Source organism: Paraburkholderia phytofirmans (assembly GCF_046028095.1).
Taxonomy (GTDB): domain Bacteria; phylum Pseudomonadota; class Gammaproteobacteria; order Burkholderiales; family Burkholderiaceae; genus Paraburkholderia; species Paraburkholderia phytofirmans_A.
Map to the genome: position 1 here is coordinate 564,161 of NZ_JAQQDJ010000003.1, position 21,455 is coordinate 585,615.

Annotated in this window: 22 protein-coding genes; 16 read left to right on the plus strand and 6 right to left on the minus strand. The window is 62.6% G+C overall.

What is annotated here, in order from left to right; genetic code table 11:
• Positions 1 to 23 precede the first annotated feature (23 nt).
• The 3 genes from PQR54_RS11455 to PQR54_RS11465 form a co-directional block, all read right to left on the minus strand.
• Entirely contained in the window at positions 24 to 1,352 is a 1,329-nt protein-coding gene (locus tag PQR54_RS11455) for an MFS transporter (RefSeq protein WP_408245592.1), read from the minus strand.
• Between the two features lie 83 nt (positions 1,353 to 1,435).
• Positions 1,436 to 2,185 (minus strand): SDR family NAD(P)-dependent oxidoreductase, encoded by a 750-nt coding sequence (locus PQR54_RS11460; protein ID WP_408245593.1) that lies wholly within the window; start codon positions 2,183 to 2,185, stop codon positions 1,436 to 1,438.
• 200 nt (positions 2,186 to 2,385) lie between these two features.
• Positions 2,386 to 3,282, minus strand: coding sequence for a LysR substrate-binding domain-containing protein (locus PQR54_RS11465; protein WP_408245595.1), 897 nt, complete (start codon positions 3,280 to 3,282; stop codon positions 2,386 to 2,388).
• Positions 3,283 to 3,664: 382 nt separating this feature from the next.
• Between PQR54_RS11465 and PQR54_RS11470 the strand changes: the two genes are divergently transcribed.
• The 4 genes from PQR54_RS11470 (at position 3,665) to PQR54_RS11485 (ending at position 8,307) form a co-directional block, all read left to right on the plus strand.
• Positions 3,665 to 5,209, plus strand: a complete 1,545-nt coding sequence (locus tag PQR54_RS11470) for an ATP-binding cassette domain-containing protein (RefSeq protein WP_408245597.1) — start codon at positions 3,665 to 3,667, stop codon at positions 5,207 to 5,209.
• A 50-nt stretch (positions 5,210 to 5,259) separates the two neighbouring features.
• A complete protein-coding gene (locus PQR54_RS11475; RefSeq protein WP_408245599.1) occupies positions 5,260 to 6,255 on the plus strand; it encodes an ABC transporter permease in 996 nt (331 codons plus the stop codon).
• Between the two features lie 38 nt (positions 6,256 to 6,293).
• Positions 6,294 to 7,316 (plus strand): substrate-binding domain-containing protein, encoded by a 1,023-nt coding sequence (locus PQR54_RS11480; RefSeq protein ID WP_408245601.1) that lies wholly within the window; start codon positions 6,294 to 6,296, stop codon positions 7,314 to 7,316.
• Positions 7,317 to 7,419: 103 nt separating this feature from the next.
• Positions 7,420 to 8,307 (plus strand): amidohydrolase family protein, encoded by an 888-nt coding sequence (locus PQR54_RS11485; RefSeq protein ID WP_408246060.1) that lies wholly within the window; start codon positions 7,420 to 7,422, stop codon positions 8,305 to 8,307.
• A 223-nt stretch (positions 8,308 to 8,530) separates the two neighbouring features.
• On the opposite strand, the gene PQR54_RS11490 is transcribed toward PQR54_RS11485, so the two are convergent.
• The 3 genes from PQR54_RS11490 to PQR54_RS11500 all read right to left on the minus strand — a co-directional run bounded on the left by PQR54_RS11490 (position 8,531) and on the right by PQR54_RS11500 (position 10,718).
• Entirely contained in the window at positions 8,531 to 9,718 is a 1,188-nt protein-coding gene (locus PQR54_RS11490) for a metallophosphoesterase (RefSeq protein ID WP_408245603.1), read from the minus strand.
• A 76-nt stretch (positions 9,719 to 9,794) separates the two neighbouring features.
• A complete protein-coding gene (locus PQR54_RS11495) occupies positions 9,795 to 9,992 on the minus strand; it encodes a hypothetical protein (RefSeq protein ID WP_408245605.1) in 198 nt (65 codons plus the stop codon).
• A gap of 426 nt (positions 9,993 to 10,418) precedes the next feature.
• Entirely contained in the window at positions 10,419 to 10,718 is a 300-nt protein-coding gene (locus PQR54_RS11500; protein WP_408245607.1) for a hypothetical protein, read from the minus strand.
• 22 nt (positions 10,719 to 10,740) lie between these two features.
• Here PQR54_RS11500 and PQR54_RS11505 point away from each other — a divergent pair, with 22 nt between their 5' ends.
• From PQR54_RS11505 to PQR54_RS11560, 12 genes are all read left to right on the plus strand, one after another.
• Positions 10,741 to 10,917, plus strand: coding sequence for a Flp family type IVb pilin (locus PQR54_RS11505; RefSeq protein WP_408245608.1), 177 nt, complete (start codon positions 10,741 to 10,743; stop codon positions 10,915 to 10,917).
• Between the two features lie 138 nt (positions 10,918 to 11,055).
• Complete coding sequence (locus PQR54_RS11510; RefSeq protein ID WP_408245610.1) at positions 11,056 to 11,592, plus strand: A24 family peptidase; 537 nt, start codon at positions 11,056 to 11,058, stop codon at positions 11,590 to 11,592.
• Positions 11,593 to 11,629: 37 nt separating this feature from the next.
• The gene (gene cpaB / locus PQR54_RS11515; protein WP_408245612.1) at positions 11,630 to 12,463 is read left to right on the plus strand and encodes a Flp pilus assembly protein CpaB; all 834 of its coding nucleotides are present in this window, start codon (positions 11,630 to 11,632) and stop codon (positions 12,461 to 12,463) included.
• A gap of 87 nt (positions 12,464 to 12,550) precedes the next feature.
• Positions 12,551 to 14,350 (plus strand): type II and III secretion system protein family protein, encoded by a 1,800-nt coding sequence (locus tag PQR54_RS11520; RefSeq protein ID WP_408245614.1) that lies wholly within the window; start codon positions 12,551 to 12,553, stop codon positions 14,348 to 14,350.
• Positions 14,351 to 14,373: 23 nt separating this feature from the next.
• Positions 14,374 to 14,667: a hypothetical protein gene (locus PQR54_RS11525; RefSeq protein ID WP_408245616.1), complete on the plus strand. Its 294-nt coding sequence runs from the start codon at positions 14,374 to 14,376 to the stop codon at positions 14,665 to 14,667.
• A 46-nt stretch (positions 14,668 to 14,713) separates the two neighbouring features.
• Positions 14,714 to 15,916, plus strand: a complete 1,203-nt coding sequence (locus PQR54_RS11530; RefSeq protein ID WP_408245618.1) for a CpaE/TadZ family protein — start codon at positions 14,714 to 14,716, stop codon at positions 15,914 to 15,916.
• 65 nt (positions 15,917 to 15,981) lie between these two features.
• Complete coding sequence (locus tag PQR54_RS11535; RefSeq protein ID WP_408245620.1) at positions 15,982 to 17,364, plus strand: TadA family conjugal transfer-associated ATPase; 1,383 nt, start codon at positions 15,982 to 15,984, stop codon at positions 17,362 to 17,364.
• 27 nt (positions 17,365 to 17,391) lie between these two features.
• Entirely contained in the window at positions 17,392 to 18,369 is a 978-nt protein-coding gene (locus PQR54_RS11540; protein WP_408245622.1) for a type II secretion system F family protein, read from the plus strand.
• Positions 18,370 to 18,412: 43 nt separating this feature from the next.
• The gene (locus PQR54_RS11545; protein ID WP_408245624.1) at positions 18,413 to 19,369 is read left to right on the plus strand and encodes a type II secretion system F family protein; all 957 of its coding nucleotides are present in this window, start codon (positions 18,413 to 18,415) and stop codon (positions 19,367 to 19,369) included.
• Between the two features lie 26 nt (positions 19,370 to 19,395).
• A complete protein-coding gene (locus PQR54_RS11550) occupies positions 19,396 to 20,262 on the plus strand; it encodes a sterol desaturase family protein (RefSeq protein ID WP_408245626.1) in 867 nt (288 codons plus the stop codon).
• Positions 20,259 to 20,789, plus strand: a complete 531-nt coding sequence (locus PQR54_RS11555; RefSeq protein WP_408245628.1) for a TadE/TadG family type IV pilus assembly protein — start codon at positions 20,259 to 20,261, stop codon at positions 20,787 to 20,789. Before PQR54_RS11550 ends, PQR54_RS11555 begins: the two co-directional genes overlap by 4 nt.
• 1 nt (position 20,790) lies before the next feature.
• Entirely contained in the window at positions 20,791 to 21,420 is a 630-nt protein-coding gene (locus tag PQR54_RS11560) for a TadE/TadG family type IV pilus assembly protein (protein ID WP_408245630.1), read from the plus strand.
• Positions 21,421 to 21,455 lie beyond the last annotated feature (35 nt).

Genomic DNA, 21,455 nt, shown 5'->3' on the forward strand with positions numbered 1-21,455 from the left:
CAGTCGTGAAGAATAGAAAGTGTTCAACGGTTCACCGACTTGGCGGGCACGAGGAACACGAGGCAGGCGCCGAACGTAACGGCCACCGAGATGAAGATCAGTCCAGCGGTCGATTTGCCAGTCAGATCGTTCAGCCAGCCGACGATCGCCGGAGAAAAGAAGCCCGCGAGATTGGCGACGCAGTTCACCGCCGCGATCCCGGCCGCGGCCGACATGCCGCCGAGCAACGCGGTCGGCAACGACCAGAACTGTGAAGACGACGCGAGAATGCCGGCGGCGGCGATACTCAGACAAACGATGGAGGCCGGCACACTGCCGATGGCCGGCAGCAGAATGAAGCCCGCTGCGGCGATCAGCATCGGAATCGCCAGATGCAGACGGCGTTCGCGATGACGGTCCGCACTCATGCCGAGCAGCGGCAGCGCGATGATGGCGCACAGATAAGGAATCGCGGTAAACACGCCGATCCACAGCGGATCGGCCACGCCGGATTTGCGGATGATGGTGGGCAGCCAGAACGTCAGGCCGTACTGGCCGAGTACCACGCAGAAGTAGATGGCCGCCATCAGCCACAAGCGGCGGTCGCCGATGAACGACTTGACCGAGACGTGGGCGATCTTATGCGCGTTGTCGCCGGCCACATTGCGGGCGAGCAGCGTCTTTTCGGAGTCCGTCAGCCACTTCGCTTTCGTGATGCCGTCGTCGAGATAGAGCAGGATCGCGACGCCGAGCACGAGCGAAGGCACCGCTTCCAGCAGGAACAGCCACTTCCATCCGGCCATGTCCATCGCGCCTTGCAGCGAGTGCATGATCCAGCCCGACAGCGGGCCGCCGATAATGCCGGCCAGCGGAATCGCCATGAAGAACAGCGACAACGCTTTGGCGCGGCGCGCAGCGGGAAACCAGTAGGTCAGGTAGAGAATCACACCGGGCGCGAAGCCCGCTTCCGCGACGCCGAGCAGAAAGCGCAGCACATAGAAGGTGGTAGGCGACTTCACGAAGATGAACGAAGCGGAGATCACCGCCCACGTCAGCATGATCCGCGCGAGCCACTTGCGCGCGCCGACTCGATGCAGCACCAGGTTGCTCGGCACCTCGAAGAGGAAATAGCCGAGAAAGAAAATCCCCGCGCCCATGCCATACACGGTTTCGCTGAAGCGCAGGTCGTTGAGCATCTGCAGCTTCGCGAAGCCGACGTTGACGCGGTCCAAATAAGCGCCGAGATAACACAGCATCAGGAATGGGATGAGGCGACGGCTCACTTTCGCGTAGGTCTTCGACTCTAAGCTCGTCGAGTCGGTTTGCGGCAGCATGTCGGCGGCAATGGATGCCGCGGGGTATTTTGGTTTCATGTGTGTCTCCTTCCATGGCTCCGGGTTGGCCCGGATGCCGGTCACGCGGCCGCTCCCAGCGAGCAGCCCCGCGTCACGATCAATCAATGAATGAGCATGCCGCCGTTCACGTCGAGCGTAATGCCCGTGAGATAGGTCGACAGGCCGCTGACGAGGAACAGGCACGCGTTCGCCACGTCGCTCGCATCGCCGAGCCGGCCGAGCGGAATGCCCTTGATGATGTCGGCGCGCATTTCCGTGGTGAGCTTGTCGCCGGTAATGTCGGTCTGAATCAGGCCAGGTGTGATCGAGTTCACGCGAATGCTGTCGCCGCCGAACTCGCGGGCCATTGCGCGCGCGAGACCGAGCACGCCGGCTTTGGCCGCGCTGTAATGCGGGCCGCCGAAGATGCCGCCGCCACGTTGCGCGGAAACCGACGACATGCAGACGATGCTGCCGCTTTTCTGTTCTTTCATCGCCGGCAGTACAGCTTGCGACATGTAGAGCGTGCCGCGCAGATTGACGTCGATGATCGCGTTGAAGTTATCGGACGTGATGTCCAGCGTGCGCACCGGCTGCGTGATGCCGGCGTTGTTGATCAGGCCGTCGATGCGGCCGTAGCGCTCGAGTGTCGCTTTGGCGGCCGAGACGCACGCGTCTTTGTCGGTGACGTCGCAGGCGAGGCCCAGATGCTCGTCGCCGAGATCGGCAGCGGCACGCTGCGCGTCTTCTTCGCGCAGATCGAGAATGACGATGCGGGCGCCTTGGGCGGCCATTGCTTTAGCGGTTGCCTTGCCGATTCCGCGCGGTGAAGCGGCCCCGGTCACGATGACGACTTTGTTCTCGAGCAGCATGATTGTCTCCTGAGTGTTGATGTGATGGCCGAAGTGTCTACTGCGCGGCCGGTCGCATCAACGACGTACTGCTCAACTATGTTTGAGAAATTTTCAGGTGACGTGCTGCTTCAAAAGCCGCTGCTGCATGGTGCGACGCCGCATTCGGAATCACGTGCGAGCGTGGTGCTGGAAAACCCTGGCAAGGACCGAAGCGGCTCTCAGGCTTTGCGTTCCATACGTCCAACTTCGCGCTCGATCCACGCGATAAAGCGCGCGACGCGCGGCAGTTCGGCGTTTTGCGGCGGATAGACCAGATGATGCGCGCCGACCTCCACGGCGTGCGTATCGTCGAAGACCGGCACGAGCGCGCCCTCCTTGATGCGGACCGAGGCAAGCATGACGCTTTCGAGCGCGATGCCGAGGCCGAGCGCCGCCGTTTCCAGCGACATGTACGAGCGGTCGAACGAGAAGTCGAAGGTCTTGTGGGCGGCCGACACGCCGGTGCGCCCGAACCACTGCTTCCACTGCACGAGCGGCGTCTCCGAGTAGATCAGCCGATGTTGCAGCAAATCCTCAGGCGTATTGACCGGATTGCTCTCCAGATATTTCGGCGACGCGAGCGGCGCGATGAATTCGCCGCGCAGCGTTCTGACTTCGAGGTCGCGCCAATTCGCGTAGCCGTGGCGCAGATCGATGTCGTAATAACCGCTGGTAAACGAGACGTCCTCGTATGAGCAGGCGAGATTCAACTGGATATCGTCATTGGCCTCCTGAAACGACGCAAGCCGCGGCAACAGCCACATGAGCCCGAAGCTGGGACTCGAATGCACTCGCAGGATATCGACGTCGGTGCGGCTCGACGCGCGCTCAGTGGCGCGGCTCAGATCCGCGAGCGAGCCCGTCACATCGGACAGATAACGCTCGCCGGTTGGCGTGAGGACAAGTCCGCGGCCCGAGCGATAGAAGAGCGGCTGGCCGATCACCGACTCCAGATTGCTGATCTGGTGACTGACTGCCGACGCGGTCAGCCCGAGCTCTTCCGAGGCCCGGTTGACGCTTTTCGTTCTGGCCACGCTCTCGAACGCGACGATGGCCTTGACCGGTGGTATGCGCATAGTGAAATTTTTTTCAGATGCAGTTGAATGAAACCGCCTTGTTCGCACGCCATTCGCACTGCCATTCTGTCGACAAGCCGCGCAGCCAGGGATGCATGAAGTCCTCTCGGTACTAACCCGGCAGTTTCACTGCCGCCAGGCGGCTAATCATAAACATAGGTTGCGCAGTGCAACAACTGCGCAGGAGACAGTAATGGATTATCCGACTTTCCCGGTGAGCGCGCGAACAGCAAACGCTCACACGCAGCGCTCTCGTCCTGTTCGCTTCCATATCGAGTAAAGGCATTTCACTGGTTAACGCCTATGCGGCGCACTGGTGAACGTCGTACCACGCACTCGCAAAACATGCGCGATGCGCGGAAAACGCGAAAGGAGAAAGGACATGGCTGAGCAGCGTTACTTGTTGACGGCGTGCGCAATCGTCAAGAGCTTTGGACCGACCAGCGTATTGAAGGGCTTCGATATTTCGATCGCACCCGGTGAAGTACACGCTTTCCTCGGTGGCAACGGCGCGGGCAAGTCGACGCTGATCAAGATCATCTCCGGTCAGTTCGAACGCGACGGCGGCGCGCTCGAATTCGACGGGCAAGCGATTGGCGCCTCCGTAGGCGGGCACCTTGCCGCCGGCACCATCGCGGTCGTCAATCAGGAACTCGCGCTGCTGCCGCATCTGTCCGTGGCCGAGAACATCGCGATGCCGCGGCTGCGGCGCGGGGCGGCGAAATATAGCGAACGCGCGTCGATGGACATTGCGGTCGAAGCGCTGTCGCTGATCGATCCGCAGTTCGCGCGTGAATCGTCGGGACGGCTGGTCGGCGATCTGACCTTGCACGAGCGCCAACTGGTGGAGATCGCTCGCGCGCTCGGTTCGGGCGCGAAGCTGTTGTTGCTCGACGAACCGACCGCCAATCTGACCGCTGCGGAAACGATCCGGCTCTTCGCGGTACTACGGCGTCTCATCGCCGATACGGGACTCGCGGTGCTGTTCGTTTCGCACCGCATGCGCGAGATTCGCCAGATCGCCGATGTCTGCACGATCATTCGCGACGGCAAGACGGCCGTCGATCGCGTCGCGCTCGATGCGATCACGGACCGCGAGATTATCGAATGCATGGGGCAGAGCGTCGTGGTAGATGAAGCGGCGGCACGCGTCGCGGAGTCAGCGGAATTGGGGCAGGCGAACCCGGCGGGGGAGCAGGAGATCGGTGACGGCGGCGATCGCATCCACGCAGGCGCATTGCGGATCGAACGCGACGGTGTGGCGATCGAGGTGCCGGCCGGCGCGATTGTCGGTCTCGCGGGTGCGCCGGTCGGCCCGTCTTCGCTGATCGATGCGCTGACCGGTATCGCGCCCGCCGGTGCGTGGGCCATTACGCGCGACGGCGCTCGTGTCAGCTATTCGCATCCGTCGGCAGGCGCGCGCGACGGCGTCGGCTTCGTCTCGGGCGACCGCTCGAACAAGGGCGTGCTCGCTACGCTGCCGATCGTGGACAACCTCGTCGCCGCGGCACGCGTCGTCAACCGGCGCAGTATCGTGAAGCGCGACGAGATCGAGCAGAGCACGCGGTTGCTCGAAGCCCTGAAGATTCGCGCCGGTTCACTCTGGGACTTGCCGGCCACACTCAGCGGCGGCACGCAGCAAAAACTGCTGATCGCCCGCTGGCTTTTGTTGCGGCCGAGGCTGCTGGTGCTCGAAGAGCCGACCCGCGGCGTGGACATCCGCACGAAGCGCGAAATCTACGCGCTGATTCGCAAGATGGCGCAGCAGGGCACGACGATCGTCTGGTGGTCCACCGAATACATCGAACTGGTCGAGTTGTGCGACACCGTGCTCGCGTTCGATCTGGACGGCAAACCGACCGAAGTCTTGCGTCACGCCGACGTCAACGAAACACAACTCGCCGCCGCAACGGGCATGGCCGCCTGACGTCGGTTAGCGCCGCGTCGCGCCAAAACATCATCAATCTGGAGACAGTCATGAAATCAGCCACTCATCCGATCGCGGAGGCGAAGCCGAAACGCAGCGGCGCGGGACGCCGTTTGCTGTCGGCATATCGCACTGAAATCGCGATTGCCATTGCGATCATCGTGATCGAACTCGCGGTCGGCATGATCGTGCCGGCGGCGCTGTCGGCCGGCAATATCTCCAACGTGACGCAGGCTGCCGCTCCGCTCGTCATCATGGCGTTCGGCGTGCTGCTGGTGATCATTACCGGCGGCATCGATCTGTCGGTCGGTTCGGTGTTTTCGTTGACGGGCATGGTTACCGGCTTGGCGATGGCGCATGGCTACGGCGCGGTGGCAAGCAGTGTCGCCGGACTCGCGGTCGGCGTCGGGATCGGCGCGCTCAACGGTGCGCTCGTGACGTTCGTCGGACTCGCGCCCTTCGTCGTGACGCTCAGTACGTATGCGATTGCGGGCAGCCTTTCGTTCATCGTGACCGACGGCCACTCGCTGCCGATCTCCAATCCCGACTACTACTTGCTCGATTCAGGAACGCTGATTCCCGGCCTGCCGAACTACGCGCTGTGGTGCGTGCTGCTGCTCGTCGCGATCGAATTCTGTTTGCGCAAGGTGGTGGCGGGCCGCTGGCTCTATGCGATCGGCAGCAGCAGTTCGTCGGCGCGGGTGATCGGAATTCCGGTCAATCGCGTGCGGCTCGGCGCGTATGTGCTCTCGGGTTTGCTGGCTTCGTTCGCGAGCATCGTCAGCGTGTCGTACATCAGCAATGCCGAGGCCACCGCGGGATCGAGCCTGATGCTGCAGGCCATCGCGGCCGTGGTGATCGGCGGCGCGAGTCTGTTCGGCGGGACGGGTTCGGCCATTGGCGCGCTGCTCGGCGCGCTGATGATCACGATCATTCAGAACGGCGCGAATCTGATCGGCGTGAACAGTTTCTGGCAAGGCACCGTGACCGGTGTCGTGATTCTCATTGCGGTTCTCGTGGACCGTGTTACCAAAGCCCGGCGTTGAGCACGGGTTCGCTAAAACTATCAGGAAGGAGACACCTCATGAACAAGCGCATATTCAGGTCGGCCGGCGCCTATACGAAGCAGCCGGTTGCACGGATCGCAATGGCGTCGATCGTCGCGCTCGCCTCGGCATTCGCCTCGCAGATGGCGGGGGCGGCGGACAAGCAGACGGTCGCGTATATCGCGCCGTCGCTGGATATTTCGTACTGGCAGTGGGTCGCGTATGGCGTCAAACAACGGGCGCATGAACTCGGCATGGACTACGTCGAATTCACCTCGGAAAACTCGCCGGCCAAACAGATGGACAACGTGCGCACGGCCATGACGCGCGGCGTCAACGCGATCGTCATCGGGCCGGTTAGTTCGACCAGCACGCCACCCGTGCTGCGTCTTCTGAAGTCGAAGTCCGTGCCGGTCGCTTTCACGGGCATCGGGCCGCAAGCGGGGCAGACGGACTATACGTCGGCCGTCACGGCGAATAACTACGATACGGGCAAGGCCCAGGGCGCTTATGTGTGCAAGCTCGCGAAAGAACGCGGCAGCAACAAGGTGGCGATGCTGTCCCTGCCGCAGGATCGCGAGAATGCGCAGAAGTACATGAAGGGCGCGCAGGAGTCGTTCAAGGCCGATGGCTGCGATCTCGTGCAGGTGCTCGAGACGCACGGACTCACGGTCAACGAAGCGGTGCAGCAGGCCAACGACGTGCTGACCGCTCACCCCGATGTCAAAGCCATCTACGGCATGTACGACGAAGCCGCGACGGGCGCCGCCAAGGCGCTGCAAACGCGCGGTGCCATTGGCAAGGTGGCGGTCGTCACGGCCGACGGCAGCCCGACGACGATCAAGCTGCTGCGCGACGGCGCGATTCAGGGCATCTTTTTGCAGGAGGCGGTCGGGCAGGGGATCGACGCGACCACGCAGGTGTTCAATGCGCTGAATCATAAGCCGACCACGCAGGAACTCGCGCTCAAGGAACCGCTCGTGACGAAGGAGACGATCGACCAGCCGGATGCGCAGGCAACGGTGAAGCGTGTCTATCCGCCGTCAGCGGGCAAGTACTAAGGAGCCGGCGTTGAGCTGATTGCGCGGGCTGGTCGTTGCGTTGCGTTTTATCGCGAGCGGCGCCGCGCGTCGTATAAACCTATAAGGAGGCACTGTGGACAATCTGCCTATCATCGACCCGCATCATCATCTGTACGATCTGAAGACCGGCAACTATCCGTGGCTGCAAGGGCCAATGCTCGAGCGCGTATTCGGCGACTATTCGGCGATTCGCAAGGACTATCTGATCGACGACTTTCTTGCCGACATCAAGAATCAGAATGTGGTCAAGACGGTTCATCTGCAGGTCGAATACGATCACAACGATCCGGTGGCCGAGACACGATGGCTTCAGAGTGTCGCCGACAAGCACGGCTATCCGCATGGGATTGTCGGTTTTGCTGATCTGTCTTCGCCGAACGCACAGGCTGTGATCGAAGAGCACTGTCAGTACAGGAACGTGCGAGGCATTCGCCAATGCCTGAATTTCCACCGCGATCCGGTGAAGACATTTATAGACAGTCCGCATTTGATGAGCGATCCGCAATGGCGGCGCGGCTATGCGCTGCTCAAGGAGCACGACTTGTCGTTCGATCTACAGCTATATTACACGCAGATGGAAGAAGCGCTCGCGCTAGCGCGTGACTTTCCCGATACGCCGATGGTGCTCAACCACACCGGCATGCCGGTCGACCGCAAGCCCGAAGAGATCGAAGCATGGAAAAAGAGCATGACCTTGCTTGCTTCGGCGGACAACGTCTTCTGCAAGATTTCCGGTCTGGGTATGGGCGATTGGAAGTGGACGGTGGACAGCATCCGTCCGTTCGTCCTGCACGCAATCGAAGCATTCGGCGTGAAGCGCTGCATGTTCGCGAGCAACTTTCCGGTCGATAAACTTTTCAGCAGCTATGACGACGTGTTCGACGCGTTCAAGGAGATTACGCGGGAGTTTTCGGCGGATGAGCGGGCTGCGCTGTTTCATGACAACGCGCAGCGGGTGTACAGGCTGTGATGGTGGCCGTTGTTCTCGCGTGGAGCAGCGGCGCGCTTCATTCCGTCTGGTCTTTCGTGAAGTGAAAGACCGCGTCTTTGCGCGGGACCAGTGCGCGTGGACGGCAACCGGCGTATCCGAGTCGGCGTGTCCCGGCATGCTGATGGAGATCAAATGCGTGACGATACAGCGAACGTGAAGCGCGTATCGACGCGCTGAGGTCAAGCGCGCTTTCGCCGCGTCATCACGCGCCCGAACCTGCCGGATATCCTTTCGAGCGGCCGAACGCCGGTTGTTCGCGCGCCGCGCGGTTGAGCAGCATGGGTATCTCGTCCAGACGCAGCAGCGTCAGCGCTCCGCCGTACACGAGCCCTGTATCGACATTGATGACGTTGCCGCGAACCTTCGGCTCCCGCACCGGCGTGTGCCCGACGATGACCGCCGCCACGCCGTCGATGCGGCTGCCCGGGTCCCGCCATCCCGACGCAAACCGTTGACACAGTTGCGCGAAGGCCCGCCGCATCGAAACAAAACCTGCGGCCTTGCCCGGGATCCAGCGCGAGCGATCCCAGATCACCTTGCGGCGCACCTGCCCGTTGCGGTCCTCCTGTTCGAGCGCCTGAACCATCTTCGGCCACGACTGCATGGGCACGTTGGCATGCACGATTCCGACCAGACCGTCGTCCGTTTCGATTTCGATGGCGTAGGGCAGCGCCGCCATATACGTCACGATGTCGTGCAGCGCCGCTTTGTCGTAGGCCATATCGAACAGCCACTCGCCGCCGTTGGATCGAATCGACGCGTTTTTTCCGCCGTGGCGATGCCAGCGCACGATCGTGTCCTCATGATTGCCGCGCACCGATTGAATGCGATATCGATCCACGAATTCGAGCACGGCCGGCGATTCGATGCCCCGATCCACCAGGTCGCCGACCGCAAACAGTCTGTCGCGCGATGGGTCGTAGCGGCGCAGTTCCAGTTCTTTTCCAAGCCGGCTGAAACAGCCGTGCAGATCGCCTACGACGAAGTCGCGACCGGCCGTGTTCTTTTTGAAGCGTCGCACGGGTATGAAAGTCCGCTGCATGTTTTCACCGCAATGAGGTTGACTTGAGTTGACGAAAGGCTTCTGGGGGCTTGCTGCGCGAAGCTTCGACAGGCTCGGCCACGAGCGTGTCCCCGCTGGTTGGGCTTTGCGCGCGCAGTGTCGCCGCGCGTCACCCAGTGTTGACCGCCAATTGAGCGCCTTCAGTGTCGATTTGTAACGAGGTGTTGGAACCCGCATGCCGTTCTCATCGTCCCGATCGAGCTTCCGGACGGACGTAGCCTTGGTGGGGTACGGGCGGAGCGGCGCCATCGTCGCATTAGTCGGGTGGCGCTGGCAGTGTCTTTTACGCTCCGTTACATGTGGCGTATCAAGGCGTTCACAGTTCATGGCGATGTCCTCGACCACCGTTGTGGGCGCACCCATTTATTGGGCCGGCTCGCAGGGCTGAACGAAACCGGACACGTCAGGCTTCTTCGCGGTCCAGGTCGCAACGGCGCGAGCGATCAGCAATGGTTTTGTCGTCGCGCTTGCGAAATTGCGATGCCGAGTGAAACCCCGGATTGCTCTGATAGGCGCTATCACCAAGGCGCAGCGCATCGTCTGAGAGCATCGGATGCATTCCTTGCAGCAACCTAAAATTTTTTGCCGCGGCATCGATCACTCACATTTCATTGAACGCGAGAACGATTGGGCGATGCACCGTCAATCGCGCAATGCGCGTTACCCCACATAGCGAAGTGTGCGGATATCGCTTTTGGCCGCCGCGCCAACGCAAGTTTCTCAAGTCGTCGGTCTCAGGTTTGCAACATCCCGGACGCGCCCAGTAAAACCTACTTTTGTCGGCTCAATGACAGCAAATTTGACCGCTATATTTGCCGGACCATTGCCAGCCAATGGTCCTACGGGTTTTCCACACTGCGGAAATAATGCGTGAAGCGTGGCACGTTGGCTCCGCCCCGGCCCTTTTCGGTGTCTCAAATCCGAGCCATCGCGTGTTGCGCCGTCCCTCCCGTACCTTCCGCCGATGCACCGATCCTTGCCCAGCAAGGCTTTGAGGCCTGCTGGCATAGCCGTTGCAAATAGAGAGTCACAAAGCGAAAAACATGTTGCAGACGGAAAGCAGCAAAAGATCTTCCGGCAGCAACAACAGTCTTCGTGAATCGCGTTCGGGGAAGTCCACGCGTTTTACGGGGTGCGGCGGGGCCAACGAAACACGGATGTCAATAAACAACGACACGGTGATGGCTACGGGGTATTCAGCCTCTCGTGATCGTGACGAAGTAAAGCGCTGGCCTCGCCACTTTTTTCCGTCCTTGTGACGGACATGAACGCCGCTTCGGCGCACCTGTTTTTCAGGCGGCTGCGGACGGCACAAAACCGAAGTCAACTTTCACTCTACGGGGGTTAGCATGAAGAACATCATCAAGAAGTTTTTGCGCGAAGAAGACGGTGTGGCAGCGATTGAATACGCTCTGCTGGCCGGGCTGATCGCGGTGGCGATCATTGTGACGGTGCAGAACATGACCGGTAATCTGGAAACCATGTTCAACAAGATCGGATCTTCCTTGACGAGCGCCGCGGCCTGACACACCGCGCGGCACCAGATGCAAATCCGATCGCTACCTTGTCTCGACGGTCCTTCGGGACAGGGTAGCGACGGCCTTGCGCAAAACGAAGCGACTCCAGTCAAGAAGGGCAATTCGATCCTCGAAACGGAGCGGGCAATGAACGGGGTTCCTTTTCCAGTTGGTCCATGCGTGATGACGTTAGTACTCGTCGCCGCACTGTGGGACATGCAGACGCGCCGGATTCCTAACTGGCTGGTGGCGACAGGATTGATCGTGGCGATACCGGTGCAGTGGTTCACGCACGGCGTCGTCGATGGAATGACGATGTGGCTGGGCGGCATGCTGGCCGGCGGCGCGTTCTTCCTGCCGGGCTACGCGATGCGGCTGATGGGCGCGGGCGACGTGAAGCTGATGGCGGCAATCGGCGCCTTCTGCGGCGCTTACGGCGCACTCGAAATTGGTTTGGCGACCTGTGTGATCGGTGCGATCGGGTCGCTCGCAATATGGCTCCGGCGCCGCCAGATGCGCGCCGGACTGAACGGGGCGGCAGCATTGCTGATCAGTTGCGCGACGTCGGGCAACGGCGCGCTGCGCAGGTCGGGCAGTGTGGCCGAAGGTAGTGCGACGGGGACCATGCCTTACGGCATCGCGATAGCAATAGGCAGCGCATGCGTGTTGTTCGCCAGCGTGTGACGCGTGCCGGAGCTGGACAAAAAATCGGGGGTTGAAAATGAAAAACGCGCGCGCTGTAACGATGCTGCTGATCGCGACGCTGGCGGGCCTCACTGCGGTGGTGTTCGCCTCGCGCTGGATGGTCTCGCAGTCGTCGAATGCCACGACCAGGGTGGTGGTGGCTGCAGCCGACATCAATCTGGGTCAACGGATCGGCCCGGACTACCTCAAGCTCACCGACTGGCCGTCCAATAGCGTGCCGCCCGGCTCGTACACCGACATCCAGAAACTCGACGGCCGCGTGCTGAAGGAAAGCCTGCTGCGCGGCGAACCGATTCTGGATGCGAAGCTCACGCCGGTCGGCACGCTCGGCGGCCTCTCCGCGGTGATCGGCGAAGGCAAGCGCGCCATCACGGTGCGCGTGAACGACGTGATCGGCGTAGCGGGCTTCGCGCTGCCGGGCAACTACGTCGACATCATCGTCAACACGCAGAAAGATGGTCGCGATCCTGGCGCAACGCGCGATCAGAACATCTCCAAGATCGTGCTCGAGAAGATTCTCGTGCTGGCCGTCGCGCAGGAAGTGGGCCGCGACGAAACCAAGCCGAAGGTGGTCGACGCGGTGACGCTCGAAGTGTCGCCGGAACAGGCCGAGAAGATCGACCTTGCACGCAGCATCGGCACGCTGTCGCTGGTGTTGCGTAACCAGATCGATCCGAAAGCGATCGACACGGCCGGCGCGACCAAGGCCAGCCTGCTGCAAACGCCGGTCGCCGTGGTGCCCGCTCCCGAACCGAAGCCGGTGCATATCGTGCGCAAGGTGGCGGTACGCGCACCGGCCAACTGTGTGCGGGTGCTCGACGGCGCCGACGTAAGACAAGAATGCTTTTGACAGGCTCGAGCCTGCAAGCCGTGACCGACGCGTGACTGACATTCAGAGCGGCACGCAAAAAAATGCGGCACATAACGGGGGTAGGACATGAACGCCAGAACCACTCAGCGCGCTAGCGCGCCGCGGCACCCGCTCGGCCCGCGCGAAGCGAATTCGCGCCTGCCGCGGGGCCGCACCCGGATCGCCGAAGCGTGCACGTGTGTGCTGCTGGGCATGTATCTGACGATGCTGCCGGTGGCGCAAGCGGCCGGCCAGAACGCTGCGGCGGGTGTGCCCGGATTGCCGGACGTGCCGCTCACGGTGGCGTCGAACGGATCGGTGCATCTGACCATCGCCGCGAGCGGCATGGGCCCGGGTGCTTCGTCCGGCGGCGCGCAGCAGGGCGCTCGCGGCCCGAACTGCAGCGGCCCGGTCGCCGAACATAGCTCGGTGACGATCCCGGTCGGTAAATCCACGATGGTCGATGTGCGCGAGCCGGTGAAGAGCCGCAGCGTCGGCAATCCGGCCATCGTGCAGGCCATGCTCGTGTCCCCGCAAACGCTTTACCTGCTCGGCTCCGATGTCGGCACCACCAACATGATCGTGCAGGGCCGCAGCGGCTCCTGCACGATCATCGACGTGAGCGTCGGCGCGGATCCGGGCGGTCTGCAACAAACTCTCGCCGCGCTGATGCCCGAGGAAACCGGCATTCAGGTGAAGGCCGCCGCCGATACGCTGGTGCTGACCGGTACGGTCTCCGATGCGGTCAAGGCCGAACGCGTGCTCGAACTGGCGCGCGCCTTCGTGGCCCGTCCGACTACCGCCTTGCAAGGCGCCGCGCCGATGGGCAGCGGCCCGTTGCCGGTCGGCGCCGCGCCGCGCGCGATCGGCATGCCGGCACCGACGCTCGGCGGCGCGGGCGGCGAACGCATCATCAACATGATGCATGTGGCCGCGCCGCAGCAGGTCATGCTCGAAGTGAAGGTCGCCGAAGTCTCGAAGACGCTGATCGACCAGCTCGGCGTGGCGGCCAATATCAACGGCGGGATCGGCAGCTGGAGCTTTGGCTTGCTGGCCGATTACCTGTCGGGCGGGCTCAGCGCGTTGACGGCATCGAAAGCAAATAACTCGCCGCTCAGGATGGCCGTCGATGCGCAAAAGACCGACCAGCTCGTGAAGATCCTCGCCGAGCCGAACCTGATGGCGATCAGCGGCCAGGAAGCGAGTTTCCTCGCGGGCGGCAAGGTCTATATTCCGGTGCCGCAGAGCAACGGCGCGAACGGCACGACCATCGTGCTGCAGGAAGAACAGTACGGTGTCGGCCTGACCTTCACGCCGACCGTGCTCGAAGGTGGCCGCATCAACCTGAAAGTGTCGCCCGAGGTGTCCGAGCTGTCGTCTACTGGCGTGGTCGTCAGCGCCGGCAACTCGAATAACCAGACGATCCTGCCGCTGATCACGACGCGCCGCGCCTCCACCACGCTGCAGGTGTTCGACGGGCAGAGCTTCGCGATCGGCGGGCTGCTGAAGAGCAACATCACGGGGTCGATCAAAGGCTTGCCCGGCGCCGCCGAATTGCCGGTGCTCGGCGCGCTGTTCCGCAGCACGAGCTACGAACAGGACAAGACCGAACTGGTGTTCGTCGTGACGCCGCGGCTCGCCAAGCCGCTGCCGCAGCACTATCCGCTGCCGACCGACCACTTCGGCGATGCCAGCGAAGCGAACGTGTACCTGACCGGCCACATGGAAGGCGAGAAGCGCGCCGCGCCGGCTGCAGGGTCTTCGGCGCCCGCCGCGGCACCCGCACCTGCGCCGGTTCCCGTGCCCGCACCCGCTCCGAGCGCGGCCGCATCCGTGGCCGTGATCCCGGCCGCGCCGGAAACCAGCGCCTCAAATGCCTCGCGGTAATGCGCGGCCTACCGGAGATCGACATGACAAGCACCAAGACATTGATCCGCACGGCACTGTGCGCCGGCTTGAGCGCCGCGCTCGCCGGCTGCCTGAGTTCGACGCCGCACTGGGACGCGACGTTCGGCGACTCAGTCAACCAGATCAAGGAAATGCAGACGCTCAATCCGCGCGCTTCGGAGAACAACGATCCGGTCGCGGGTATCGACGGCACGGCGGCGGCCGCCGCGCAGAAGAGCTATGCCAAATCCTTCACGGCGCCGCCCCCGCCCACCAATTCCTTGACGATCGGCGTCGGCTCATCGATTTCGTACTGAAGCGGCACAACCAGGCGGCTCGCTGTAGAGCCAGCGGAGACTTACCATGATCGACACTCTTCTGATTTCGTCCAGCGCCGAGCGCGCGCCGCACATCGCGGCGCGTCTCGAGGCAAGCGGCATTGCGTTTCGTCTGCGTACGCTGCACGGTACGGCGAAGCAATTGCGCGTGCACGATGCGGCGATCAGGAGCGCCGACCTGCTGATCGTCGACGACGCCGACCTGACGCCGCGCGATTTGAACGGCATCGAGGAGGTGTTGTCGCATCTGCCGAACCTGCATTGCATGCTGGTCACGCCGGCGCCGTCTACTGCGTTGCTGATGGCAGCGATGCGGGTCGGCGTGCGGCATGTGCTGTCCTGGCCGCTGAACGACGCAGAGATCGCCGACGCGCTCGCTCACGTCTCGGCAAAGAAACACGCCGGCACGCGTCGCGATGGCCGTGTGGTGTCGTTCACCTCCTGCAAGGGCGGCAGCGGCACGACACTGATCGCCGTGAATCTCGCCTACGCACTGGCCGCCTTGCGCGACAAGCGCGTGCTATTGATCGACCTGAACCAGCAATTCGCCGATGCGAGCCTGCTGGTCGCCGACAAGGCGCCGCCCGCCACGCTCGCGGACCTGTGCTCGCAGATCGACCGGCTCGATGCCGCTTTCTTCGAATCTTGCGTGATGCACGTGCACGCGAATCTCGATGTGCTGGCCGGCGCGGGCGATCCCGTCAAGTCGGGCGACCTGCGCGCCGCGCATCTCGAACGGATTCTCACGCTGGTGCGCGAACAATACGACGCGGTGCTGATCGACGTCGGTCAGAACATCAATCCGCTCGCGATCCACGCGCTCGATCACAGCGACTCGATCTGCATGGTGGTGCGGCAGAACATTCTGTACCTGCACGCGGGCCGCCGCATGCTCGACATTTTCAAGGAACTCGGCTATCCGGCGAGCAAGGTGAAAGTGATCGTCAACCAGTACGACAAGAACGCGCGCATCAACCTGGCGACGCTCGAAGAAACGTTCGGCGCAAAGGTCGCGCATCAGTTGCCGCGCGACGAAAAGCAGGCCACGGAGGCGCTGAATCATGGCGTGCCGCTCGTGACCGGCGCGAAGGGTGGTGCGCTCGCTCAAGGCATCTCGCAACTCGCAGCACTGCTGTGGCCGTTGCCGGTTGCGGAGCGCAAGAGCGTGCTTGGCCGTCTGTTCCAAAGCCGGCCGAACTCGCCGCCGCAACTGAAGCCCGGACACTGAAGTCTGGACACGCCGCCTGACTCCATTCAGGCCGGCTTGCCATCGAAAAGAATGCGGAGAGCACCATGTCATTGCGCGAACAGTTGATGATGCAGAGCGGCACGATGTCGTTCGACGGCGCCAGCCCCGCAGCCGCCGCGGCCGGCGCAGCCACTGAAAGCCTCGCGGCGCGGCGCGCCTATCAGCAGCTCAAGATGAACATTCATCAGGCGATCATCGACCGGGTGGAACTCGACAAGCTGCAACGCCTGTCGCCCGAGCAGATCAAGCGCGAACTGGCGCAACTGGTGGAACGGATCGTCGACGAAGACAAGATTCCGATGAACGAAGCCGAGCGCCGCCGGCTCGCTCAGGACGTGCACGACGAAATGGTCGGCCTCGGCCCGCTCGAGCCGCTGCTCAACGACCCGACCATCTCCGACATTCTGGTGAACACGTCGCAGCACGTGTATGTGGAACGCCGCGGGCGCCTCGAACACACCGACGTGACGTTCTACGACGACGCGCATCTGATGAAGATCATCGAGCGCATCGTCTCGCGCGTGGGCCGCCGGATCGACGAGTCCACGCCGATGGTCGATGCGCGCCTGCCGGACGGCTCGCGGGTCAACGCGATCATTCCGCCGTCGGCGATCGACGGACCGCTGGTGTCGATTCGCCGCTTCGCGGTGAATCCGCTTACCGTCACCGACATGGTGAACAACCAGAGCTTCACGCCCGCGATGGCGCAACTGCTCGAAGCGCTGATCAAGTCGAAGCTGAACGTACTGATTTCGGGCGGCACGGGCAGCGGCAAAACCACGCTGCTCAATCTGCTTTCCGGCTTCATTCCCGAGGACGAGCGGGTTGTAACGATCGAAGACGCGGCCGAATTGCAGATGCGCCAACAGCACGTGCTGCGGCTCGAAACGCGGCCGCCGAATATCGAAGGCAAGGGTGAAATCTCGCAGCGCTCGCTGGTGCGCAACGCGCTGCGGATGCGCCCCGACCGTATCGTGCTGGGCGAAGTGCGCGGCGCCGAAGCGCTCGACATGCTGCACGCCATGAACACCGGCCACGAAGGTTCGATGGCGACGCTGCACGCGAACACGCCGCGCGACGCGCTCACGCGGCTCGAGAACATGGTCGGCATGGCGGGTCTGACGATGCCGATCAAAGCGATCCGCCAGCAGATCGCGTCGGCCATCACGGTAGTGGTGCAGGCTTCGCGCCTCACTGACGGACGCCGCAAGCTGATGAGTATCTCCGAAGTTACCGGCATGGAAGGCGACATCATCAACATGCAGGAGATCTTCGCGTTCAAGCGTACCGGCGTCGACGAAAACGGCATGATCAAAGGCTATTTCTGCGCGAGCGGCGTGCGGCCGAAATTCTGCGAACGGCTGGCGGGCTTCGGCATCGTGCTGCCGGACCAGATGTTCGATCCGGCACGGCGTTTCGAAGTATGAGCGCGCAACAGGCTTGAGGAGAGGGACATGAACACGTCGTTTATCGGCTTTGCGGTGCTCGCGTTTCTCGCGGTCGTGCTGGCCATCGAGGCTGTCTATCTGTTCTGGAGCAGCCACCACGGCAAGGACGTCAAGCGCATGGACGAGCGCATTCGCGCGCTCTCCGCCGGCGGCAACGTGAGCAGCCAACAGCTTTCGATTCTCAAGCAGCGCATGCTGAGCGAGTCGCCGTTCGTCACGCAGCTGCTGCTGCGCATACCGCGCGTGCATGCGCTCGACCGGCAGTTGCAGCAGTCCGGGTTGAAATGGTCGGTGGCTCGCTTCGTCACTTACACGCTGCTGTGCGCCGTGCTGGGCGCCTTGGGCGGGTTTGTGCTGCAATTGCCCGCGCCGGTCATGGGCGTGTTCGCCGCGGTGGCGAGCCTACTGCCTACCCTGATTCTTCGCCGCAAGCGCACCAAACGCGTGCTGCAGCTCGAGCGCCAGTTGCCCGATGCGGCTGATCTGATCGCCCGCGCGCTGCGCGCCGGGCATTCATTTCCCGCCGCGCTCGGCATGGTTGGCGAAGAGTTGCCCGAGCCGCTCGGCGGCGAATTCGCGCTGGTGTTCGACGAGATCAACTACGGCGTATCGATGAGCGACGCGCTCCTGAACATGGTGAGCCGCGTGCCGGTGGAAGATCTGCGCTACTTCGTGATCGCCGTGCTGATCCAGCGCGAGGCGGGCGGCAATCTCGCCGAGATTCTCGGTTCCATCGCCGGCATCATTCGCGAGCGGCTCAAGCTGCTCGGCAAGGTGCGCGTGCTATCGGCGGAAGGGCGCCTGTCGGCCTGGGTGCTCGGCGTGTTGCCATTCGCCATTCTTGGGCTGCTGTCGGTGCTCAATCCGGGTTACATCAGCGTGTTCTGGAAGGACCCGGCGGGCCCGCAGATCGCCGGCGTGGCCATCACGATGATGATGTTCGGCATCTTGTGGATGCGCAAAGTCGTGCGCATCCGCGTCTAGGCCACGGTTTCGACACGAGGAGAGCGGGTTCGGCCCGCAGACCATGAAAATAGAACAGATCGTGCTGCTGGGGGTGATGTTTCTGATCGTGTTCGGCGCGGCGCTGAAGGCGATGACGCTGCTGCGCCCCGACCCTGTGCAACGGCGCATTGAAAAGATCGGGCAAGCGGGTGTCGCCGGCGAGGCCGACACCGGCGCACAAAAGAACTGGGTCGAAACCGTCACGAAGATGTCCGAGCGGGTCGCCAAACTGTCGCTGCCGAAGGAGGACTGGGACAAAGCAGTGCTGCGGCTGCGCTTCGCGAACGCGGGTATCCGCACGCCGTCCGCGGCAGCCATCTATTTCGCTGCCAAGACTGTGCTGGCGCTTGCGCTGCCGGCCATTGCGCTGGTCGTTTTCGGCAACGCCTTCCAGCCCGGCGAGCGCATCTATTTGCTGCTGACCGTGCTGGCTGCCTCGGCGCTCGGCTTCTATCTGCCGAACCTCGTGATGCGGCGCCTCGTTGAAAGCCGTCAGCGCAAACTGTTCGAAGATCTGCCCGACGCGCTCGATCTGATGACCGTCTGCGTGGAAGCGGGCCTCGGCCTCGATGCAGCGATGATGCGCGTCACCCAGGAAATCGGCGTGAAAAGCCATGCGCTCAAAGACGAGCTCGACATGGTGCTGCTGGAGCTGCGCGCCGGCTCGGGGCGCGAGAAGGCCCTGCGCAACCTGTCGCTGCGCACCGGCGTGGAAGATATCGACACGCTCGCTGCGATGCTGATCCAGGCAGACCGCTTCGGCACCAGCGTGGGCGACTCGCTCCGTGTTTATACCGACAACCTGCGCACCAAACGACGCTTGCGCGCGGAAGAACAGGCTGCGAAGATCGCTTTGAAGCTGCTGTTTCCGCTGATGTTTTTCATTTTTCCGACACTCCTGGCCGTGCTGGTCGGGCCGTCGGCGATCCAGATCGTGCGTCAGCTGTCACCGGCCGTCCAGGGTATGGCCGGCGGTTGAACGCCAGGCATACACCGGGGAATCCCATGCTCGCATCCAGCCCGTTTCCTGAGCTCCTGCAACACGCAAGCCTGTGGCTGCGCATGTACGCGCTCGGACTGGTGATGATGGCCGCGGGCGGGGCGCTCGAACGGCGCTGGCCTGCCGCGATGCTGCAATCGCGCGCCGGCCAGCGTTTCAACGTGACCTATGCGGGCGTGTATCTGGCGCTCGCGGAAGCGATGAAACCGTTGACGGCGACGGTGAGCGTCGCGATCGTGAACGCGCTCGGTGGCGGCCTGGTCGTTCTGAACTCGCATGGGGTGGGCGCGGTGGCTTCGTTCGTGATCGTGCTGCTCACTATCGACGTGCTCGAGTACGCGTTTCACCGGCTGCAGCATACCTGGCCCGTGCTGTGGAAGCTGCATTCGCTGCACCATAGCGCGGTCGAGTTCAATGTCACGGTCACGTGGCGGCACCACTGGGTCGAATCGCTCATCAAGGGTTGCCTGCTCTATCCGCTGATCGGCGTGCTGTTCAAGGTCGAACCGTGGATCGTCGGCTCGACGTCGATCATTTTCATGCTCGGCAATTATTTCGCGCATCTGAACCTGCGCGTGGACCTCGGCCGCTACATCACGTGGGTCAACAATCCGCAGTATCACCGGCTGCATCATTCGAACCGCACCGAGCATTTCAACCATAACTTCACGCAACTGCTGCCGCTGTGGGATCACCTGTTCGACACGCAGTGGGTGCCCGCCAAAGAAGAGTGGCCGGCCACCGGTCTCGACGACGGTGCGCAGCCGCGCTCGTTGCTGGAAGCATTGTGCTGGCCGCTGCGTCTGCACGCCGGACGCAGCGCGGGGCTCGCCCGCAAGCCGGTGCCGGTGCTGGACAAGGAGACGAAATGAAATCCGCTCGCCACAAGTCCATCTTTAGCGGGGAGGCGCGCGCAGGCAAGCGCGGTCTCACGCGCAAGCAACGCGGCGTGGCCACGATCGAGTTTGCGTTGATCGCGCCGCTGCTGCTGCTGTTGTTGTGCTTTGCGATGGATCTCGGCATTGCGCTGTGGGTCAATCTGACCATGCAATACGCGGTGCGGGAAGGCGCGCGCTATTCGGTGACGGGGCAGACCAACCTCGATCCGAACGCGACCAATCAGCAGCGTTACCTCGCTGTCGTGCAGGAAATCAAAAATAGCTCGATGGGTCTTTATTCGCTGGTCTCACCGAGCTACGTGATCACCATCAACGGGGCGACCCAAAGCTACAACACGCAGACAAGTTACAGCACCGGCATGTTCGGCAATCCGGGCGACATCGTGGTGCTGCAGATCAACTGCATCTGGCCGCTTCTCACGCCGCTGGTCAAGCCGTTCTTCGCCAATGGCAAGTTCAGCTTCAGCGTCGCGGCGACGATGCGCAACGAGGGCTTCTGACATGCGCACACGTTCCTCGCGAAGCCGCCGCGCGTCCAAAGGCATCGTCACGGTGGAGATGGCACTGTTGCTGCCAATCATGGTGGCGCTCGCGCTGCCGGTGTACGACATTGCGCGCAACATCCAGGCACAGATGATTCTGATCAACGTGAGCCGCGAAGGCGCGAATCTGTCCTCGCGCGCATCGCTTACGTTTCCGATGCAGACCATCATGTCCTCGCTCAGCGCAACCACGCCGCCGCTCAACATGAGCGCGCACGGCATGATCTACATCACCGAGATCATGGGCAACAACAACTGCGACAGCAACGGTAACAATTGCACGGGCGTGGTGGTCGCGCAATATCGCTGGAACGGCGGCAACTACGCTCCGGCGAGCAAGTTGTGGAGTTGCGGCAGCAGCGGCACGAACTGGGCGACGGACAACAGCGGCAGTTGCAGCGGCATTCCCGCGGCAGGAAAGACGTCGCCGGTGGTCAATCTGCTGCAAGGCAAGCTTTCGGACGGCCAGATCGCGTACGCGGTCGAGGCGTTCTATTTGCAGACGCCGCTGATCGGTTCGTTGAATCTGGGCCGCGGCCTCACGACGCCCGCGCTTTCGCCGAATCTCTATGCAATGACGGTGTTCTGAAGCGGCGAAGAAATGCCTGATTAGATAAGAAAAAC

Coding starts and splice junctions, on each gene's coding strand:
- PQR54_RS11475 (WP_408245599.1), top strand. CDS start 5,260: ATGAAATCAGCCACTCATCCGATCGCGGAGGCGAAGCCGAAACGCAGC.
- PQR54_RS11530 (WP_408245618.1), top strand. CDS start 14,714: ATGATCGACACTCTTCTGATTTCGTCCAGCGCCGAGCGCGCGCCGCAC.
- PQR54_RS11505 (WP_408245608.1), top strand. CDS start 10,741: ATGAAGAACATCATCAAGAAGTTTTTGCGCGAAGAAGACGGTGTGGCA.
- PQR54_RS11460 (WP_408245593.1), bottom strand. CDS start 2,185: ATGCTGCTCGAGAACAAAGTCGTCATCGTGACCGGGGCCGCTTCACCG.
- PQR54_RS11560 (WP_408245630.1), top strand. CDS start 20,791: ATGCGCACACGTTCCTCGCGAAGCCGCCGCGCGTCCAAAGGCATCGTC.
- PQR54_RS11465 (WP_408245595.1), bottom strand. CDS start 3,282: ATGCGCATACCACCGGTCAAGGCCATCGTCGCGTTCGAGAGCGTGGCC.
- PQR54_RS11510 (WP_408245610.1), top strand. CDS start 11,056: ATGAACGGGGTTCCTTTTCCAGTTGGTCCATGCGTGATGACGTTAGTA.
- PQR54_RS11490 (WP_408245603.1), bottom strand. CDS start 9,718: ATGAACTGTGAACGCCTTGATACGCCACATGTAACGGAGCGTAAAAGA.
- PQR54_RS11480 (WP_408245601.1), top strand. CDS start 6,294: ATGAACAAGCGCATATTCAGGTCGGCCGGCGCCTATACGAAGCAGCCG.
- PQR54_RS11545 (WP_408245624.1), top strand. CDS start 18,413: ATGAAAATAGAACAGATCGTGCTGCTGGGGGTGATGTTTCTGATCGTG.
- PQR54_RS11550 (WP_408245626.1), top strand. CDS start 19,396: ATGCTCGCATCCAGCCCGTTTCCTGAGCTCCTGCAACACGCAAGCCTG.
- PQR54_RS11525 (WP_408245616.1), top strand. CDS start 14,374: ATGACAAGCACCAAGACATTGATCCGCACGGCACTGTGCGCCGGCTTG.
- PQR54_RS11455 (WP_408245592.1), bottom strand. CDS start 1,352: ATGAAACCAAAATACCCCGCGGCATCCATTGCCGCCGACATGCTGCCG.
- PQR54_RS11520 (WP_408245614.1), top strand. CDS start 12,551: ATGAACGCCAGAACCACTCAGCGCGCTAGCGCGCCGCGGCACCCGCTC.
- PQR54_RS11470 (WP_408245597.1), top strand. CDS start 3,665: ATGGCTGAGCAGCGTTACTTGTTGACGGCGTGCGCAATCGTCAAGAGC.
- PQR54_RS11540 (WP_408245622.1), top strand. CDS start 17,392: ATGAACACGTCGTTTATCGGCTTTGCGGTGCTCGCGTTTCTCGCGGTC.
- PQR54_RS11555 (WP_408245628.1), top strand. CDS start 20,259: ATGAAATCCGCTCGCCACAAGTCCATCTTTAGCGGGGAGGCGCGCGCA.
- PQR54_RS11535 (WP_408245620.1), top strand. CDS start 15,982: ATGTCATTGCGCGAACAGTTGATGATGCAGAGCGGCACGATGTCGTTC.
- cpaB (WP_408245612.1), top strand. CDS start 11,630: ATGAAAAACGCGCGCGCTGTAACGATGCTGCTGATCGCGACGCTGGCG.